The sequence below is a fragment of the Streptomyces sp. NPDC000404 genome, assembly GCF_040300365.1.
Classification (GTDB): domain Bacteria; phylum Actinomycetota; class Actinomycetes; order Streptomycetales; family Streptomycetaceae; genus Streptomyces; species Streptomyces ramulosus.
In genome coordinates this window covers 353,043-370,914 of the sequence record NZ_JBEPDN010000003.1, presented here as the reverse complement: position 1 = coordinate 370,914, position 17,872 = coordinate 353,043, and the positions used below count along the sequence as shown (strand labels likewise).

Here is a 17,872-nt window from a genome sequence, read left to right as displayed (position 1 = left end):
CGCCCGCCCTGCGCCTCCCCGGCTACTCTCCTGCCGCACCCCCGTCCTCCACCGCGCCGGAGCGCGTCCGCGCGCCGGCGCTCCGGGCCGTTTCCGCGATGCCCTGGAGCGCCGCCAGATGCTGATGGAGCGCCAGCTCACCGGCGTCGGTGAGGCCGAGCCAGGTGCGGGGGCGCTTGCCCGCGTACCCCTTGCGGATGGCGACGTAACCGGCGGCCTCCAGCGCCGATGCGGCCTTGCTGAGCACCGAGTCGGACACCTGGCAGCAGTCGCGCACGGCGGCGAACTCCGCCTCGTCGCAGGCCGAGAGGAAGGACACCACCGCCAGTCGCGTCGGGTGGTGGATCACCGCGTCCAGCTGCGGCGCCCCGGACGCGCCGGGTCTGACGTCGCCGCTCACGCCGCCACCGGCTCGTCCCGCAGCCGCGCCAGCTCCTGCCGGGCGGCGGCGTTGCGCCACGCGAAGTTGCCCCACACGCAGATCCCCGCGACCACGTACACGGCGAGGCGTATCGCGAACCCTCCGGCCCCGAGCAGCGCCGCCGCACCCCACGTCACCGCGCACGCCGCAGCGGTGATCAGGAGCCCGTAACGACTGCGCCACAACCGGGCCGACCAGGGCACGTACCTCATGACGCCCGTGCGGCGCATGGCGATCCACCGCACCATGCGGACCGCCGGCACAGCGATGACCGCGACCATCAGCGCCACCAGGACCGAAATGCCGCTCCGGTCCACGCTCCAGCTCTGCACGGCGCCGACACCCATCACGATCAGCGCCAGGACCGGGCCGCACCACGCGGGGAAGATCTGCGCCTGGACCTCGGCCCGCGCCCGGGCCGCCTCGGCCTCCCGCAGCCCGCAAGCCGCATCCAGCGCCACGGCCTCCGCGCCGTCCCCCACCGCGCCCGGTGCATCCTCCTGCGCCGCCATCACGCTCACCGCCCCTCTCCCGGCACCCCGACCGGGCATCGAACCTCGTGCACCCCACCCTGCCACACACTTTCCATTGCGGAAAATACTTTCCCAGGAGGAGGACGAACGCCCACGGTCGCCAAGAAGGCCGGCCCCGGGACCGAACGCCGGGCCACTCTCGACACATCGGCCGAGCCGGGGACCCACCTCCCACCGACACGCCGAGGGCCCACCTCCCACCGCCCCCAACGCCCTCCCTCTCCTCAACTCACCCTGGACGGCCCCGACGTATCGACCGCCAAGCTGACCGCGAGCGCACCCAGCACCCCGCCCATCGCATACCGCTGGACCTTCAGCCAGGAGGGGCGGCGGGCGAGGAAGGCGGCTATCGCGCCGGCGGCGAGGACGATGACGAGGTTCACCGCGATGCTCACCGCGATCTGGACCGCGCCTAGGGCGAGCCCCTGAAGCAGCACATGCCCCTCGTCCAGGTCGATGAACTGCGGTATCAGCGAGAGATACATGACGGCGATCTTCGGATTGAGCAGATTCGTCATCAGCCCCATGGCGAAGAGCTTGCGGGGCGAATCAGGCGGTATGGCCTGCGGCGAGAAGACCGCGAGACCGCCCGGCTTCACCGCGTTCCACGCCAGGTAGACGAGGTAGGCGGCGCCCGCCAGCTTCACCGCGACGTACAGCTCGGGCACGGCGAGAAAGACGACCGACAGGCCCAGATTGGCGGCGAGCAGATACACCAGAAAGCCCAGCGCCACCCCGCCCAGCGAGATCACCCCGGCCCGACGCCCCTGCGTGATGCTGCGGGAGACGAGATAGATCATGTTCGGCCCGGGCGTGAGCACCATGCCCAGCGCCACCGCCGACACCCCGAGAACTTCACTCAACTCCAGCATGAAACCTCCTCAGTTCAGGAAAACCCGCCCCACGCCGATGGGTTGCATGACCGCCCCCTTGCCGTGCGCACCCGTAGGAGCGCCACGCATCACGGACCGCACAGCACGCCACCCCTCAGAGCAATCCCACCCACACACCACATTGCCCCGATGCCGAACACCAGCAGCACCCCCACGACCAAACACCAGAAATATCCAGCAATGCGCAGCAACGTCATCGCACATGACGGCGAAAGAACTACCGTCACAGGACCCTAGAACCACCCTCACCTCGGCGCAATAAAAACATTGCACCGAGTGCAATACTCTGGACGCCCTACGGGCGGGACCTCCGGCCGGAGACGAGCGCCACGGGCAGCGGCCGACCGACCAGGAGCCGGGACGGCCGACCGACCAGGACAACGACGGGGGAACAGCACCGTGCAGGACTACCGGAGCGTCGCCGACGCGGTGGCCGAGGAGATCAGGACCGGCGCGCTCCGGCCCGGCGACCGCCTCCCCCCGCAGCGCGCCTTCGCGCGGAAGCACGGCATCGCCGCCTCCACCGCGACCCGCGTCTACCAGGAGCTGGCCCGGCGCGGCCTGACCGTCGGCGAGGTGGGCCGCGGCACCTTCGTCCGCGCCGAACCCACGGCCACCGCCGCCTCCCCCGCGCTCACCGAGCCCGCCGGAAGCCGCATCGACCTGGAACTGAACTACCCCGTCGCCCCCGACCAGAGCGCCCTCCTCGCCGCCGGACTCGGCGGACTGCTGCGCCCCGACGGTCTCGCGCACGCGCTGCAACCGATCGGCACGGCCGGGCTCCCCGCCGTGCAGGAATCCGCCGCCGACATCCTCGCGCGCGGCGGCTGGCGCCCCGACCCGGCACGGATCCTCTTCGCCGGGAACGGCCGGCAGGCCGTCGCCGCCGCCGTCACCGCCCTGGTGCCACCGGGCGGCCGGCTCGGCGTCGAGGAGCTGACCTACCCGGTCGTGAAGGCCGTGGCCGCCCGCCACGGCATCACCCTCGTACCGCTGGCCATGGACGACGCGGGGCTCGTCCCCGAGGCCGTCGCGGAGGCGCATGCCGCCGCCCCGCTGCACGCCGTCTACGTCCAGCCGCGACTGCACAATCCGCTCTCGCTCACCATGCCCGACGCCCGCGTGGGGCAGCTGGCCGAGACCCTGCAACGGCTCGGCGTCCCCTCGATCGAGGACGCCGTCTGGTCCTTCCTCCGCGACGAACTCCCGCCGCTGGCCGCCCACGCACCCGAGTGCACCGTCCTGATCGACAGCCTCTCCAAACGTGCCGCCCCGGGCCTGACCCTCGGCTTCGTGGTCGCGCCCGCCGCGCTGAGCGGCGCGCTCTCCTCCGCGCTCCGGTCGGGCGGCTGGTCCCCCATGCGGTTCGCCCTGGAGGCCGCCCACCGCTGGCAGCAGGACGGCGTTCTGGCCACGCTGGTGACGGCCAAGAAGCGGGAGGCGACGGAACGCCAGAAGCTCGCGGCCCGGCACCTCGAAGGGTTCGACGTACGGAGCGACCCCCGCTCGTACCACTGCTGGTGGCAGCTGCCCCGGCCGTGGCGGGCGGAGACATTCGTCGCCGCCGCGGCCCGGCACGGCATCGGCGTGGTGCCCGCCGCCGCGTTCACCACCGGCCGCGGCCACGCCCCGAACGCCCTCCGCGTCGGACTGGCCTCGCCCCGGACGGACGTCCTCGCCCAGGCCCTCGGCACCCTCGCCGACCTCGCCCGCACCTCACCGGAGGGACTCGTCAGCGACTGACCTCACCCCGTAGGGGAAACCCCGGAAATCCCACAGGGCGCCCAACTACCTGCTCTCGCAACCCACTTGATGCTCTAAAATAACGCCCCCTACTGGACTCGCACGGACACCAGAAGGAGCGTCGTGGACGCCGAGACGGTGGCACACGCCTCAACTCCCGGGACGGCGGCACCGACCGCCCCCACCGCCTCCCCCTGGGAGCGCCCCTGCGGACCGGCCGACACACCGCGGCGCCTCGCCCGCCACGGCCGCCCCTCCGCCGGAATCCCGAACGGCACCCCACGATGACCGCACAGCCCCCGCCCGACTCCTCGGCAACCCCCAAGGGCCACCCCGACCGGCCGCCCACACCCACCACCTCCTTCACCGCGACGCCCACGGACCAGGCGCGGACGTACCAGACCGGCCGCGACCAGACCATCCACGAGCAGCATCACCACCACTACGCACCGACGCCCCCGCCCGCCTCCGACCGGCCGAAACGCCCCATGACGGTCGGCGTGACATGGTCGCTGGTGACCGCGGCGGTCCTGGCGCTCGGCGCCGTGGCGGGCGTGGTCCTGTGGGAACGGCACAAGGCCTCCACCACCGACCCGGCAGCCGCGACCGGCCCGACAGGGACCACCGCCCCTGCCACTCCCCCGGCCACACCGCAGCCGAGCCCGTCCCCGGACGCCGCGTCGAGCGCCCCGCCCACGCCGACCGCGAAGCCCACGCAACGGCCCGCGGCCCCCGCCGCCTCCACCGTCCCGGACCACTCCGGCCCGGTCCCCAACCCGGCGGCGGACCGCTGCCGTCCCTGGACGACGACCTCCCAGGCCCCCGGCGTACAGGTCCGCTCCTGCGCCCGCCTCGACGGCGGTCGCCTCTATCTGGCCGGCGAATGGCGCACCGCGTCCGGCCACGCCCTCGTGGACGTGTACCTCTGGCTGGAGGACGCCACCGGCAACGAGGTGATCTACCCCGGCCCCGACAAGCCGAACGGCGAGGGCTTCCACAGCATGCCCGCCTACCCCGAGCCGCGCGACGACGCCCCGCAGTGGCGGGAGGTGGAGGTCCGCCACGACCTGGTCCCCGGCAAGAAATACCAGGTCTGCATCTACGTGACGACGGCCGGCAGCCCCCGCCCGAACATCGGAAGCCCGAAGACGACGGGCCTCCAGTACGCCGTCACCTATCGCTAGCCGCTGGCGCCCGGCCCCACCAGCAGGAACGTCGCCACACAAGCTTCATGGACATTCACCGTCACGGCACGGGAGCGGAGCGGGAGCGCAGACGCCGATACCGGCACTCGCCGGCCTCTCCGCACCATTCCTGACGTCGCACCGATTCCCCTCAACGCAAGCGCCTTTCCCCAACGGTTCCTCAACCAACGGGGCATATCGTGACGCCGAACCCTCCGGGCGCTTCGCGTACCACGCGAAGCGCCCGGGTAGTTGCCGTACTCCACTGCTGTACGACGCGAAAGAGCCCCTCCCGGATCTCTCCGGGAGGGGCTCTCACGTCGGTGGACCTGAGGGGATTCGAACCCCTGACCCCCTCGTTGCGAACGAGGTGCGCTACCAGCTGCGCCACAGGCCCTTGCGACGAGTGAAACTCTAGCACCTCGATGGCGGTGCTCGGAAATCGCTTCCCGTGCTGGTCAGCGCGGGGGCTACTCGTTCGCGGCGCGCGGGCGGTCGTAGTCGTCCGGGTCGGCGGCCGCGTGGTCGGCGGGCGCCGGGGAGGCGTACTGGTCGAACAGCGGGGTGCGGCCCCGGGGGCGGCGGGCCGGGGCGGGCTGGTCCTGGCGCGGCGGCTCAGGGTGCTCGGCGGCGGCGCTGGAGCGGGCGGAGCTCCAGGCGTCGTCGGCGTCGAGGTCGACGTGGCTGGTGGCGCGGGGGGCGACCGGCGCGGTGACGTAGGTGGGGAGCGGTACGGGCACCGGCTCCCAGCTGCCGGGCGCCGGGTGGGGGCGCTCCCGTTCGCGCTGCTGGTCGACCCACTCGGCGTGGTCGGTCTCCTCCACGAGGGCGCGGCGGCCGGCCGCCTGGGCGGGCTCGGGGCGCGACTCCGGGTGGGGTTCGGCCGGGGCGTCAGCGGCGGGGTCGGCCGGGTGGTCGGCGGCGGGCGGCTGGTCCGCCGCCCGCGGAGGGCGGGGTCGGCCCTCCCGCAGCCGTTGCGCCGCCGCCTCCGCCTTGCGCTGATCCATGGTGAAGGTGAAGCGGCGGCGCTCCTGGGTGCGGAGGTAGACGATGTACGCGCTCAGGAGGAGGGCGGGGGCGGCGGGGGCCCAGAGGAAGGCGGTGCCGCCGACCGCGGCGACGACCGCGCCGACGGTGAAGGTGAGGAAGAGGACCGTGATGGTGCGCCGGCGGCGGGCCAGGACCTTGGCCCGCTTGGCGCGCTCCGCGAGCGAGGGGCGCGGCGGGTGGGCGGCGACCCGGGTGCGCGGGTCGGTCGCGGGATCGCCGGGGTGCCGGACGTCGGCCTCGTCGGGCCGGTGGTCCGGTTCCTGCTCGTCGGCGGCATCGTCGGCGAGGCCGTCCTGCTCCTTGTCGTAGCGGCGCTGCATCGCCGCACGGCCGGAGAGGAGCCGGATGGCCGTACTGAAGCGCTCCGTGGGACGCGCTTCGTTCAGCTCGTCCTGCCTACGGAGCCACATCGGCACCAAGTAGGCAGCCCAGGCCCCGACGATGACTGCGTAGATGAGGCCGCTGCTTCTCACGACTCACACGGTAGAGGGGTTTGCGGGGGGCCATCCGCCAATTGGGCCGGTGTGTCGCACGATCTGGCTGATATCTCGAACTTTTTTTGTGATTGTTGAGATCAGCACTCTCCGAATGTGGGTATTCGGTGGATTAATTCGAACACGTATTTCATTTGTGGGATGTGCTGGGCTTCTGCCGGCGCCAGCGGTTGAGCATGCCGTCGGGCACCTCTTCCGCGGTCAGCGCGAATACGGCGTGGTCACGCCAGGCGCCGTCGATATGCAGATAGCGCGGGCGCAGCCCCTCCTCGCGGAATCCGAGTTTCTCCACCACGCGGCGGCTGGGGGCGTTCTCCGGGCGAATGCAGACCTCGATGCGGTGCAGGCCCACGCTGCGGAAGCAGTGGTCGACGGCGAGCGCGACGGCGGTCGGAATGACGCCGCGGCCGGCGACCTCCTGATCGACCCAGTAGCCGATATGGCCCGAGCACATCGAGCCCCAGGTGATCCCGGCGACGGTGAGCTGGCCGACCAGGCGGCCGCGGTATTCGACGACGAACGGCAGCATCCGGCCCGCGTACGCCTCGGCCCGCAGATGGCGGACCATCTGACGGTAGGTCGGGCGGTGCGGTACGGGGGTGCCGGGCGGGGGCGGCGGGACCGTCGCCTCCCAGGGGCGCAGCCAGTCGCGGTTGCGGCGGTTGACCTCGCGCCAGGCACGCTGGTCGCGCAGTTTTATCGGCCGGAGGGTGACGTCGTTGTCCGTGAGGACGACCGGCCAGGGCGCGTTCAGTGGGTGCTCCGCGGGGGTCTGGGGTGATCGCCGCCGCGGATCTGGTCGACGGCGTGCGGCAGGAGCGCGGCGAGGACGGCGAGGCCGTCGCGCACGCCGCCGGTCGAGCCGGGGAGGTTGACGATGAGGGTGGCGCCGGCGACCCCGGCGAGGCCCCGGGAGAGGACAGCGGTGGGCACCGCCTCGCGGCCGGCGGCGCGCAGCGCCTCCGGGATGCCGGGGATGTCGCGGTCGAGGACGGCGCGGGTGGCCTCGGGGGTGCGGTCGGTGGGCGAGATGCCGGTGCCGCCGGTGGTGAGGACGGCGTCGTAGCCGGCGGCGACGGCCTCGCGCAGGGCGCGCTCGACGGGGTCGCCGTCCGGGACGACGCGCGGGCCGTCGACCGTGAAGCCCATGGCCGTCAGCCCCTCGACCAGCAGCGGGCCGCCCTTGTCCGGGTAGACGCCGGCGGCCGCGCGGTTGGAGGCGGTGACGACGAGGGCGCGCGGGGCGGTCATCCGCGGCTCCAGTCGCCGGACTTGCCGCCGGTCTTCGTCTCGACCCGGACGTCGGTGATCACGGCCGCCTTGTCGACCGCCTTGACCATGTCGACGACGGTGAGCGCGGCGACCGACACCGCGGTGAGGGCCTCCATCTCGACGCCGGTGCGGTCGGTGGTGCGGACCGTGGCGGCGATCTCGACGGCGTCGTCGGCGACGGTGAGGTCGACGGTGACGCCCGAGATGGCGAGCGGGTGGCAGAGCGGGATCAGCTCCGGGGTGCGCTTGGCGCCCATGATCCCGGCGATCCGGGCGGTGGCCAGCGCATCGCCCTTGGGCAGGCCCTCGCCCCGGAGCAACGCGACGACCTGCGGCGACACCAGGACGCGGCCGGTGGCGCGGGCGGTGCGGGCGGTGACGTCCTTCGCCGTGACGTCGACCATCCGGGCGGCGCCCGCCGCGTCGAGATGGGTGAGGTGTTGCTGGCCGCTGTTCATCGTTCTCCTGCTCCACACTGCCGCCTGTGCGACGACACCGTACCCCTGGGGCGCGAGGGCTATCCGAGCAGGACGACGTCGACGTCCTCGCCCGCCGCCACCTCGGTGGTGTCCTCGGGGACGACGATCAGGGCGTTGGCGTGGGCGAGCGCGCCGATGAGGTGGGAGCCGGCGCCGCCGACGGGGGTGACCGCAGCGGCGTCCGGGTCGTAGGAGCCGCGCAGGAACTGGCGGCGGCCCGCGGGCGAGCCGGTGATCGCCTCGGTGCACGCGGCGGGGACGGTGGCGCGGTGCACGTCGGGCAGGCCCATCAGCGTACGGATGGCGGGGCGGGCGAAGAGTTCGAAGGAGACGTAGGCGCTGACCGGGTTGCCGGGGAGGGCGAGCAGCGGGATGCGGTCGGGGCCGATGAGGCCGAAGCCCTGGGGCTTGCCGGGCTGCATGGCGAGCCTGCGGAACTCGATGCTGCCCTCCTCGGCGGAGAGGTCGGCGAGCGTCTCCTTGACCACGTCGTACGCGCCGACGCTGACGCCGCCGCTGGTGACCAGCAGGTCGGCGCGGATGAACTGGTCCTCCAGGGTGGCGCGGAGGATGTCGGGGTCGTCGGCGACGGCGCCGACGCGGTAGGCGATGGCGCCGGCGTCCCGGGCGGCGGCGGTGAGCTGGTAGCTGTTGGAGTCGTGGATCTGGCCGGGGCCCAACGTCTCACCGGGCTGGACCAGTTCGCTGCCGGTGGAGAGCACGACGACGCGGGGGCGCGGCCGGACCCGGACGGTGCCCCGGCCGATGGCGGCGAGCAGGGCGATCTGCGGCGGGCCGAGGACCGTACCGGCGCGCAGGGCGCGCTCCCCGGCCCTGACGTCGCTGCCCGCGGCGCGGATGTGGGCGCGGGCGGCGGCCGGGCGGTGCACCCGGACCTCGCCGGAGGCGCCCGTGGGGGACGTGCCGTGGGCCGCCATGGAGTCGGCGGGCCCGCCGCCGCTGCCGCCATCGGTCCATTCGACGGGGACGACGGCCTCGGCGCCGGGCGGGACGGGCGCGCCGGTCATGATGCGGGCGGCCTGGCCGGGGCCGACGGCGGGCAGCTCGCCGCTGCCCGCCGCGACGTCCCCGATGACGGTGAGGGTGGCCGGGAACTCCTCGGTCGCGCCCTCGGTGTCGGCGACCCGGACCGCGTAGCCGTCCATGGAGCTGTTGTCGAACGGCGGGAGCGCGGCCGGGACGGTGACGTCCTCGACCAGGACGCACCCCTGGGCGTCGAGCAGCTGGAGCTCGATCGGGTCCAGGGGGCGGATCTTGGCGAGGACGTCGTCGAGATGGCCGGCCACCGACCAGACACGGTGCGGACGGCGGGTCGGGTCGGTGGTACCGCTCAAGGCCCTACAACTCCTCGGTGACGTAACTGCGCAGCCAGGTCCGGAACTCCGGGCCCAGGTCCTCACGTTCGCATGCCAGTCTGACAATGGCACGGAGGTAATCGCCGCGGTCGCCGGTGTCATAGCGGCGGCCCTTGAAGACGACGCCGTGCACCGGGCCGCCCAGGGACGGGTCGGCGGCGAGCGTCTGGAGGGCGTCGGTGATCTGGATCTCACCGCCGCGGCCGGGGGCGGTCTCGCGCAGGACGTCGAAGACGGCCGGGTCGAGGACGTAGCGGCCGATGATGGCGAGGTTGGAGGGGGCCTGCTCCGGGTCGGGCTTCTCGACCAGATCGGAGACGACCACGACGTCGTCGTCGCCCGTGGGGGTCGCGGCGGCGCAGCCGTAGAGGTGGATCTGGGCGGGGTCGACCTCCATGAGGGCGATGACGGAGCCGCCGTGCCGCTCCTGTATGTCGATCATGCGCTGGAGCAGCGGGTCGCGCGGGTCGATGAGGTCGTCGCCGAGGAGGACGGCGAAGGGCTGGTCGCCGACGTGCGGGGCGGCGCAGAGGATGGCGTGGCCGAGGCCCTTGGGGTCGCCCTGGCGGACGTAGTGCATGGTCGCCAGGTCGCTGGATTCCTGGACCTTGCCGAGGCGGGACTCGTCGCCCTTGCGGTGCAGTGCCTCTTCCAGCTCGTAGTTGCGGTCGAAGTGGTCCTCCAGCGGCCGCTTGTTGCGGCCGGTCACCATGAGGACGTCGGAGAGGCCGGCGGCGGCCGCCTCCTCCACCACGTACTGGATGGCGGGCTTGTCGACGACCGGCAGCATCTCCTTGGGGGTGGCCTTGGTGGCGGGGAGAAAGCGGGTGCCGAGGCCGGCGGCCGGGATGACAGCCTTGCTGATCCGGGGGTGCGATGGGGTCATGCGCAGAACGATAACCGGCCCAAACGGAAGGATGATGAGTGTCCGGTGAATACTGCCCGAGAGCGGGAGCAAGGCCACACGGTGAGCATGGATCACGGTAGGAAACAGAGGTTGCGGCGGCATCTCCTGGAGGTGAGGAGAGCATTGCCGCCCGATGTCGCGGCGGTTTCCGGGGCCGAACTGGCCCGCCGGGCGCTGGAGCTGGCGGAGCTGGCGGACGCCGGGACGGTCGCGGCGTACGTGTCGGTGGGGCGCGAGCCGTCCACCCGCGCGCTGCTGGAGCGGCTGCACGGGGCCGGGACGCGGGTGCTGCTGCCGGTGCTGCTGCCCGACAACGATCTGGACTGGGCGCTTTACGAGGGCGCCGAACGCCTGGTCAAGGCGGGCCGGGGCCTGCTGGAGCCGGCCGGGCCGCGGCTGGGGCCCGAGGCCGTGACGGCGGCGGACACGGTGTTGCTGCCGGGTCTCGCGGTGGACCGGCACGGGCTGCGGCTGGGCCGCGGCGGCGGATCGTACGACCGGGTGCTGGCGCGTCTGGAGCGGGCCGGGGCGCATCCGGCGACGGTGGTGCTGCTCCACGACGGCGAGGTGCTGGACGAGGTCCCGGCGGAGGCGCACGACCGGCCGGTGGACGCGGCGGTGACGCCGTCGGGGGTGTGGCGGTTCGCGTCGCGGGAATGAGCGCGGGGCGACGGTTTCCGGCCGTTGCGGATTGACCGGAAATCGCCGCCGCGCGGCCCTGGCGTCCGGGCCACCGCGCGGCCCTGGCGCCCGCCGGACGGCCCGGCCGCCCCGAGCCCCGAAGCCGCCGGGCCCCCGAGCCCCCAAGCCTCCGAGCCTCCGAGCCTCCGAGCGCGAAACGGCCCCGGCCCCCGCCCGCATCGTGCGGGCGGGGGCCGGGGCCGTTCGGCTCGCGGTGCTCACGGGGTGAGCGTCAGCGTGTCCTTCGTGCCCTTCTTGACCGCGGCGTCGCCGAAGGCCCAGGGGAGGAGTTCGCCCTTGGCCCACTTGTCGGTCTGGTCGTAGTAGTGGGCGTCGTAGGCGTGGCCGGAGGCGCCGGTGAGGTTGATCCAGCGGGACTTGTCGAGGTCGGCGAGGTTGACGACCATCCGCATGGACGGGACCCACGTGACGCCGTAGCCGCCGGAGGCGTTCCAGCCGGTGGCGTTGACCGCCGCCTCGCCGCCGCCGACGTTCCACGGGCCGCGGTTGAAGAGCCCCTGGAGGACGCCCGGGCCCGCGGTGCCCAGCGTCTGGTTCTTCAGGAACAGCTGGTGCAGCCGGCCCCAGGTCCAGTTGTCGATGTTCTTGCCGAGCTTGGAGGTCAGCTCGTAGCGCGCGTCCTTCATGGCGTGCGCGAGGAGCTGGTCGCGGTTCTTGTCACCGGGGCGGCCGGGCAGGTCCTCGGTCTTCCACCAGGCGTTGTTCGGGTCGTCGAGGATCGCGCGGACCACCTCGTACCAGCGGTCGCCGCCGTCGGGCTGGGCCATGTCGGGGGCGCGCTCACCGCATTCGCGGACGAACTTGTCGAGGTCGTCGACGGGCCCGCTGCCCGCGGCCGGGCGGACGGTCAGGCACTGGCCCTTGACCCGCAGCTCCTTGGGCATCTTGTTGCCGAAGGCCAGCTTGAGGAGGTTGCGCCAGACGCCGTTGAAGTAGGCGGCGGCCGCGGAGTCCGGCTCCTGGGTGAAGTCCCAGCCGCCGAGGAGCTGCTGCGCCTCGCGGACGTACGGGTCGGAGATGTTGACCTTGGTCAGGTACGGCGTGAGGATCCGGGCGATCTGGCTGCTGTTGTCCTGCTGGAAGCTCTGCATGTCGTCCGTGGAGACCTTGCCGCCGTCCTTGATCTTCGACTCGATGAGGTCGTTGATCCGCTGGCTGCGGGCGCCGTAGCCCCAGTCCGTGGTCAGCAGGTAGGGGTACTTCTTCTCGTCGACGACGGCCTGGTTGGCGGTGACGATGTAGCCGCGGGCCGGGTTGTACTCCCAGGGGAGCGCGGACTGCGGGATGTAGCCGGTCCAGTGGTAGGACGGGTCCCAGCCGGGGGCCGGGAGGGAGCCGTCGCCCTTGCCGCGGACGGGGATGCGGCCGGGCGCCTGGTAGCCGATGTTGCCCTTGGTGTCGGCGTAGATGAGGTTCTGCGAGGGGACCTCGAAGTCGGCGGCGGCCTTGCGGAAGCTCGTCCAGTCCTTGGCGCGGTTCAGCTCGAAGACGGCGTCCATGGACTTGCCGGCGTCGAGCGCGGTCCAGCGCAGCGAGATCGCGTAGCCGTCGCCGCGGTCGGGGGCGGCGTTGCCGACCGGGGCCCGCTTGCCGACGGTGGCCAGCTCGTCGTCCCGGTCGGAGACTATGGGCCCGTTCTCGGTGGCGCGGACGGTGATCTCGCGGCTCGGTCCGCCGGCGACCTTGATGGTCTCCTTGCGGGTGGTGAACGGGCGGCGGCGGCCGTCGTAGAGATAGCCGTCGGTGGTGATCTTCTCCAGGTACAGGTCGGTGACGTCGGCGCCGAGGTTGGTCATGCCCCAGGAGACGTCCTGGTTGTGGCCGATGATCACGCCGGGCATGCCGGAGAAGGTGTAGCCCGCCACGTCGTAGTTGCACTTCGGGCCGGTGGTGCGGCAGTGCAGGCCCATCTGGTACCAGAGCGAGGGCATCTGCGGGGCGAGGTGCGGGTCGTTGGCGAGCAGCGGCTTGCCGGTGGTGGTGTGGGCGCCGGAGACGACCCAGGAGTTGGAGCCGATGCCGTTGCCGTTCGGGCCGAGCAGCGCCGGGATCTTGTCCAGCGACGTGGAGAGCGCGGAGAGCCGGGCCTGCAGGCCCTGGGTCGCGCCGCCGGCCGGGCCGCCGGGGGTGCCGTTCGCGGCGGTGTTGCCGGTGCCGGTGGCCTTGGGGTCGAACTCCTTGGTGACGGGGTTGACCGCGCCGCCCTCGACGATCGGCTTGTTGCGCCGGGACGGATAGGCCGGGTACAGCTCCGCGATCTGCTTCGGGCTGAGGCGGCTCGTCATCAGCGAGCGGTCGATCTCGTCCTGCATGTTGCCGCGCAGGTCCCAGGCCATGGCCTTGAGCCAGGCGACCGAGTCGACGGGCGTCCACTTCTCGGGCTTGTAGTCGTTCTGGAGGTCCAGCGCCGCGTACTCCAGGGAGAGCGCCGCGCCCTCGTGGTCCTTGAGGTAGGCGTTGACGCCCGCGGAGTAGGCCTGGAGGTACTTCTTGGTGGCCGGCGACAGCTTGGTGTCGTACTCCTGCTGCGCGATCCGGTGCCAGCCCAGGGTGCGCAGGAAGGCGTCGGTGTCGACCTGGTCCTTGCCGAACATCTCGGAGAGGCGGCCGGCCGTCATGTGGCGGCGGACGTCCATCTCCCAGAAGCGGTCCTGCGCCTGGACGTAGCCCTGGGCGCGGAAGAGGTCCTCATCGGAGTCGGCGTAGATCTGGGGTATGCCGTGCGCGTCGCGGCGGACGTCGACGGGGTCGGTCAGGCCCGCGAGCTTGAGCGACCCGGTGGTCTGCGGGAACGACGCCCGCACGGTGTTCACCCCCCAGAAGGCGCCGAACGCGATGCCCGCCACGAGCAGCAGCACGACCGCGACGGCGACGAGGCGGCCGCGCCGCCCCTTCTTCTTTTTGGGGGCTGAGCCGGTCTTGTTGGCGGGCATCTCTGTCCTTCGAGGGGCAGGGTGGGAGTGCTGGAGCAACGATAGGCCCACGGGTCGCGCGGCCCCTACGCGGCGTCATGACCAGCGCATCCAAGGTTCAAGTAATGGTAAATTGTTAGCCTCAGTAACTAGATACGGTAAGGATTACGCCAGGGAAAGGCCCCGGACCCGGCTCCCGGACCGCGCGCGGAAGGACCAGCTCCTGACTGTCGACCATCTCAACCAACTCCTGCTGCTCTGCTCGCTCGTACTGCTCGTCGCGGTGGCCGCGGTACGGCTCTCCTCGCGCAGCGGGCTGCCCAGCCTGCTCATCTACCTCGGGATAGGCATCGCCCTGGGGCAGGACGGCCTGGGCGGTGTGGACTTCAGCAATGCCGAGCTGACCCAACTGCTCGGCTACGCCGCCCTCGTCGTGATCCTGGCCGAGGGCGGTCTCGGCACGCAGTGGAAGGAGATCCGGCCCGCGCTGCCCCGGGCGGCGCTGCTCTCCACGCTCGGCGTCGCGGTGAGCGTGGGGGTCACCGCGGCGGGGGCGCACTACCTCGCCGGGCTGGACTGGCGGCAGGCGCTGCTGATCGGCGCGGTGGTGTCGTCGACGGACGCCGCCGCGGTCTTCTCCGTGCTGCGCTCGGTGCCGCTGCCGGCCCGTCTGACGGGTGTGCTGGAGGCCGAGTCCGGCTTCAACGACGCCCCGGTGGTCATCCTCGTCGTCGCCTTCTCGACCGCCGGACCGGTCGAGCACTGGTACGTCCTGATCGGCGAGATCGCCCTGGAGCTGGCGATCGGCGCGGCGGTCGGGCTGGCGGTCGGCTGGATCGGCGCGTACGGCATGCGGCACGTGGCGCTGCCCGCCTCGGGCCTGTACCCGATCGCCGTGATGGCCATCGCGGTCTCGGCGTACGCCGCGGGCGCACTGGCGCACGGCTCCGGCTTCCTCGCCGTCTACCTCGCCGCGGTGATCCTCGGCAACGCCAAGCTGCCGCACTCCGCGGCGACCCGCGGCTTCGCCGAAGGGCTGGGCTGGATAGGCCAGATCGGCATGTTCGTCCTGCTGGGCCTGCTGGTGACGCCGCACAACCTCCTCGACGACATCGTCCCCGCGCTGCTGATCGGGCTGATCCTGACGGTCGTGGCCCGGCCGCTGTCGGTCTTCCTCGGGCTGCTGCCGTTCCGGGTGCCGTGGCGGGAGGAGGCGCTGCTGTCCTGGGCCGGGCTGCGCGGCGCGGTGCCCATCGTGCTCGCCACCATCCCGATGGTGGGCCACGTACCGGGCAGCGAGCGGGTCTTCAACATCGTCTTCGTCCTCGTCGTGGTCTACACCCTCGTCCAGGGGCCGACGCTGCCGTGGCTGGCGCGGCGGCTGAAGCTGGGCGAGGGCGAGGCCGCCGACCTCGGCATCGAGTCGGCGCCGCTGGAGCGGCTGCGCGGCCATCTGCTGTCCACCTCGATCGGCACCACCTCCCGGATGCACGGCGTCGAGGTCGGGGAGCTGCGGATGCCGTCCGGCGCCGCCGTCACCCTCGTCGTCCGGGACGGCAAGAGCTTCGTGCCGACGCCGACGACGGTGCTGCGGCACGGCGACGAACTGCTGGTCGTCGCCACGGACCAGGTCCGCGACGCGGCGGAGAAGCGGCTCCAGGCCGTCTCGCAGGGCGGCAAGCTCGCCGGCTGGCTGGGCACCGTGGCGGAGGCGCCGGTGGAGGCGGTGCGCCGCCACGGCCGGCGGAAGACGGCCGCCACCGCCGGGCACGGCACGGGCGGCAGGCGTTCGCACCGCGACCGCGAGTGACGGATCGGTGCGCCGCCCCGGTACGCGGCGGCGCACCACCGATCCGCAGGAAGAACCCCGTGCGGCCCTGGTCGATCCCAGGGCCGCACGGATACCGGCCTGTACAATCTCCTCAGCACATCGACGAACCACTCTGCCTGATGCAGAGCTGGCGCGACCGCTCGGCGGCCGCGGCCCGGTGCGGGCCACGCGGTATCACTCGGTCCTGCGCGAGAGGACAGCTCTCGGCGCACCACCCGTGAGCACTCGCGGCCGTGCGCTACCAGGCAGCGGAAAGGCCCGGCCGTGGCATCCGCGGTCAAGGACTCCCGTCCCGGATACGGACAACTGCTGCGCACCCCCGGTGCGTGGACCTTCCTGCTGCCCGGCTTCCTGGCCCGGCAGCCCTTCGCCATGCTGACGATCTCCATCGTCCTGCTGGTCGAGCACACCACCGGCTCGTACGGCACCGCCGGAACGGTCTCGGCGACGACCGGTGTGGCGATGGCGCTGTTCGCCCCGCAGAGCGGCAAGCTCGCCGACCGGTTCGGGCAGCGCGCGGTGCTGCTGCCCGGCGTGCTGGTGCACGTCGCGGGCATCACCGCCCTGATCACGCTGGCCCTGTCGCACGCCCCCCTATGGGCGCTGCTCGCCGTCGCGGTGCCCACGGGCGCCTCGACGCCGCAGGTCGGCCCGATGGTGCGGGCCCGCTGGGCGGCGCGGCTGGGCGGCAGCCCGCTGCTGCCGACGGCGGCGGCGTTCGAATCGGTCACCGACGAGTTCACCTTCGTGGTCGGCCCGGTACTGGCCACGGCGCTGTGCACCGGCGTCCACCCGGCCGCCGGGCTGATCGCCGAGGCGGCGCTGACGCTGGCCGGCGGGCTGCTCTTCGCGGCGCAGCGGCGCAGCCAGCCGCCGGTCCACCGCGACCGCCAGGAGGGCGTGCCGCGCGTCTCGGCGCTGTCGGTGTCCGGTGTGCGGGTGCTGATCGTGGCGTTCCTCGGCATCGGCGCCGTCTTCGGCGGCATGCAGGTCACGCTGACCGCGTTCACCCAGGACATCGGCCGCCCCGGCATCAACGGCGTCCTCTACGGCATCTTCGCGGCGGGCAACATGCTGGCCGGTGTCGCCTGCGGTGCGATCGCCTGGAAGACCGGCCCGCGCCGCCGTCTGCTCGTCGCCTACGGGCTGCTGGCGCTGGCCACCGTCCCGCTGTGGGCGCTCACGGCGGTGCCGCTGCTGGCGGCGAACGGCCTGGCCATCGGGTTGTGCATCGCCCCAGCGCTGATCACCGGCTACACGCTGGTGGAGTCGCTGGTCCCGGCGGGCGCCCGTACGGAGGCGTTCACCTGGCTGACCGGCGCGGTGGCGCTGGGCCAGGCCGCGGCGGCGACGTCGGCGGGCCGGCTGGCCGACGCCTACGCGCCGAGCAGCGGCTTCCTGGTGCCGCTGGTCGGTACCGCGCTGGCGCTGGCGGTGCTGCTGGCGCTGCGCTCGCGGCTGCTGCCCCGAGGGGAGAGCCGCGTGATGACGCCGACCGGGGCGCCCTCGGGCGAGGCGGACGGCGCGGCGGCGGAGCGTGGAGTCGGTCACCGTACGGCGGCCACAGTGGACTGACGGGCCGGAATACTGCACTATGGATCGTCGTTAGCACTCATCGAGTGAGAGTGCCAGGAGGAAGACAAGTGCCGACCTACCAGTACCAGTGCACCGAGTGCGGCCAGGGCCACGAGGCGGTGCAGAAGTTCACCGACGACGCGCTCACCGAGTGCCCCAGCTGCCAGGGACGCCTCAAGAAGGTGTTCTCCGCGGTCGGCATCGTCTTCAAGGGCTCCGGCTTCTACCGCAACGACAGCCGCGGTGCGTCGTCCAGCAGCAGCCCGGCGAAGTCCTCCTCTTCCTCGACGAGCTCGTCCGACTCCTCGTCGTCCGGCTCCGGCTCGGACACGAAGTCGTCGTCCGGCACGTCGTCGACCGGCTCCTCGTCCTCGTCGGCGAGCAGCACCTCGGGCTCGGCGAGCAGCAGCTCCGCCGCCTGATTCCCGCTTCCCCGGACCCCCGCCGTCGCGCCGACGGCGGGGGTCCGGTGCGTCGCGGCACCCCGTAGGCTGACCGGC

General features: G+C 72.6%; 16 protein-coding genes and 1 tRNA gene. 6 read left to right on the top strand and 11 right to left on the bottom strand.

Annotation, left to right across the window (positions count from 1 at the left end; translation table 11 throughout):
* Nucleotides 1-22: 22 nt before the first annotated feature.
* The 3 genes from ABT345_RS07570 to ABT345_RS07560 all read right to left on the bottom strand — a co-directional run bounded on the left by ABT345_RS07570 (nt 23) and on the right by ABT345_RS07560 (nt 1,826).
* Nucleotides 23-400 carry a transcriptional regulator gene (locus tag ABT345_RS07570; protein ID WP_345090374.1) on the bottom strand — a complete coding sequence of 126 codons (378 nt, stop codon included), beginning with the start codon at nt 398-400 and terminating at the stop codon, nt 23-25.
* Nucleotides 397-942: a hypothetical protein gene (locus tag ABT345_RS07565; protein ID WP_345090371.1), complete on the bottom strand. Its 546-nt coding sequence runs from the start codon at nt 940-942 to the stop codon at nt 397-399. Before ABT345_RS07565 ends, ABT345_RS07570 begins: the two co-directional genes overlap by 4 nt.
* Before the next feature lie 236 nt (nt 943-1,178).
* Entirely contained in the window at nt 1,179-1,826 is a 648-nt protein-coding gene (locus tag ABT345_RS07560; RefSeq protein ID WP_345090368.1) for a LysE family translocator, read from the bottom strand.
* A 420-nt stretch (nt 1,827-2,246) separates the two neighbouring features.
* Between ABT345_RS07560 and ABT345_RS07555 the strand changes: the two genes are divergently transcribed.
* Nucleotides 2,247-3,590, top strand: coding sequence for an aminotransferase-like domain-containing protein (locus ABT345_RS07555; protein ID WP_345090365.1), 1,344 nt, complete (start codon nt 2,247-2,249; stop codon nt 3,588-3,590).
* A gap of 284 nt (nt 3,591-3,874) precedes the next feature.
* The gene (locus tag ABT345_RS07550) at nt 3,875-4,774 is read left to right on the top strand and encodes a hypothetical protein (RefSeq protein WP_345090362.1); all 900 of its coding nucleotides are present in this window, start codon (nt 3,875-3,877) and stop codon (nt 4,772-4,774) included.
* Nucleotides 4,775-5,098: 324 nt separating this feature from the next.
* Here the strand turns inward: ABT345_RS07550 and ABT345_RS07545 are convergent.
* From ABT345_RS07545 to galU, 7 genes are all read right to left on the bottom strand, one after another.
* A tRNA-Ala gene (locus ABT345_RS07545) sits at nt 5,099-5,171 on the bottom strand.
* A 73-nt stretch (nt 5,172-5,244) separates the two neighbouring features.
* Nucleotides 5,245-6,297, bottom strand: a complete 1,053-nt coding sequence (gene sepX, locus ABT345_RS07540; RefSeq protein ID WP_345090359.1) for a divisome protein SepX/GlpR — start codon at nt 6,295-6,297, stop codon at nt 5,245-5,247.
* 151 nt (nt 6,298-6,448) lie between these two features.
* A complete protein-coding gene (locus ABT345_RS07535; RefSeq protein WP_345090783.1) occupies nt 6,449-7,072 on the bottom strand; it encodes a GNAT family N-acetyltransferase in 624 nt (207 codons plus the stop codon).
* Nucleotides 7,069-7,569: a MogA/MoaB family molybdenum cofactor biosynthesis protein gene (locus tag ABT345_RS07530; RefSeq protein ID WP_345090356.1), complete on the bottom strand. Its 501-nt coding sequence runs from the start codon at nt 7,567-7,569 to the stop codon at nt 7,069-7,071. Before ABT345_RS07530 ends, ABT345_RS07535 begins: the two co-directional genes overlap by 4 nt.
* Nucleotides 7,566-8,048, bottom strand: a complete 483-nt coding sequence (gene moaC, locus ABT345_RS07525; RefSeq protein WP_345090353.1) for a cyclic pyranopterin monophosphate synthase MoaC — start codon at nt 8,046-8,048, stop codon at nt 7,566-7,568. The genes ABT345_RS07530 and moaC overlap by 4 nt, the downstream gene beginning before the upstream one ends.
* Before the next feature lie 59 nt (nt 8,049-8,107).
* A complete protein-coding gene (glp, locus tag ABT345_RS07520) occupies nt 8,108-9,424 on the bottom strand; it encodes a molybdotransferase-like divisome protein Glp (protein WP_345090350.1) in 1,317 nt (438 codons plus the stop codon).
* Nucleotides 9,425-9,428: 4 nt separating this feature from the next.
* The gene (gene galU, locus ABT345_RS07515; protein ID WP_345090347.1) at nt 9,429-10,331 is read right to left on the bottom strand and encodes a UTP--glucose-1-phosphate uridylyltransferase GalU; all 903 of its coding nucleotides are present in this window, start codon (nt 10,329-10,331) and stop codon (nt 9,429-9,431) included.
* 87 nt (nt 10,332-10,418) lie between these two features.
* On the opposite strand from galU, the gene ABT345_RS07510 reads away from it, so the two are divergent.
* The gene (locus ABT345_RS07510) at nt 10,419-11,012 is read left to right on the top strand and encodes a 5-formyltetrahydrofolate cyclo-ligase (RefSeq protein WP_345090344.1); all 594 of its coding nucleotides are present in this window, start codon (nt 10,419-10,421) and stop codon (nt 11,010-11,012) included.
* Nucleotides 11,013-11,251: 239 nt separating this feature from the next.
* On the opposite strand, the gene ABT345_RS07505 is transcribed toward ABT345_RS07510, so the two are convergent.
* Nucleotides 11,252-13,987 carry a penicillin acylase family protein gene (locus ABT345_RS07505; RefSeq protein ID WP_345090341.1) on the bottom strand — a complete coding sequence of 912 codons (2,736 nt, stop codon included), beginning with the start codon at nt 13,985-13,987 and terminating at the stop codon, nt 11,252-11,254.
* Between the two features lie 202 nt (nt 13,988-14,189).
* Between ABT345_RS07505 and ABT345_RS07500 the strand changes: the two genes are divergently transcribed.
* The 3 genes from ABT345_RS07500 (at nt 14,190) to ABT345_RS07490 (ending at nt 17,794) form a co-directional block, all read left to right on the top strand.
* A complete protein-coding gene (locus ABT345_RS07500; RefSeq protein ID WP_345090781.1) occupies nt 14,190-15,776 on the top strand; it encodes a potassium/proton antiporter in 1,587 nt (528 codons plus the stop codon).
* 285 nt (nt 15,777-16,061) lie between these two features.
* Nucleotides 16,062-17,372: an MFS transporter gene (locus ABT345_RS07495; RefSeq protein ID WP_345090338.1), complete on the top strand. Its 1,311-nt coding sequence runs from the start codon at nt 16,062-16,064 to the stop codon at nt 17,370-17,372.
* Between the two features lie 68 nt (nt 17,373-17,440).
* Entirely contained in the window at nt 17,441-17,794 is a 354-nt protein-coding gene (locus tag ABT345_RS07490; RefSeq protein ID WP_345090335.1) for an FmdB family zinc ribbon protein, read from the top strand.
* Nucleotides 17,795-17,872: the final 78 nt, after the last annotated feature.

Bases quoted from the DNA above. Each gene is read 5' to 3' on its own strand.
- ABT345_RS07560 (WP_345090368.1), bottom strand. From the start codon at position 1,826: ATGCTGGAGTTGAGTGAAGTTCTCGGGGTGTCGGCGGTGGCGCTGGGC.
- ABT345_RS07505 (WP_345090341.1), bottom strand. From the start codon at position 13,987: ATGCCCGCCAACAAGACCGGCTCAGCCCCCAAAAAGAAGAAGGGGCGG.
- galU (WP_345090347.1), bottom strand. From the start codon at position 10,331: ATGACCCCATCGCACCCCCGGATCAGCAAGGCTGTCATCCCGGCCGCC.
- ABT345_RS07550 (WP_345090362.1), top strand. From the start codon at position 3,875: ATGACCGCACAGCCCCCGCCCGACTCCTCGGCAACCCCCAAGGGCCAC.
- moaC (WP_345090353.1), bottom strand. From the start codon at position 8,048: ATGAACAGCGGCCAGCAACACCTCACCCATCTCGACGCGGCGGGCGCC.
- ABT345_RS07530 (WP_345090356.1), bottom strand. From the start codon at position 7,569: ATGACCGCCCCGCGCGCCCTCGTCGTCACCGCCTCCAACCGCGCGGCC.
- ABT345_RS07510 (WP_345090344.1), top strand. From the start codon at position 10,419: ATGGATCACGGTAGGAAACAGAGGTTGCGGCGGCATCTCCTGGAGGTG.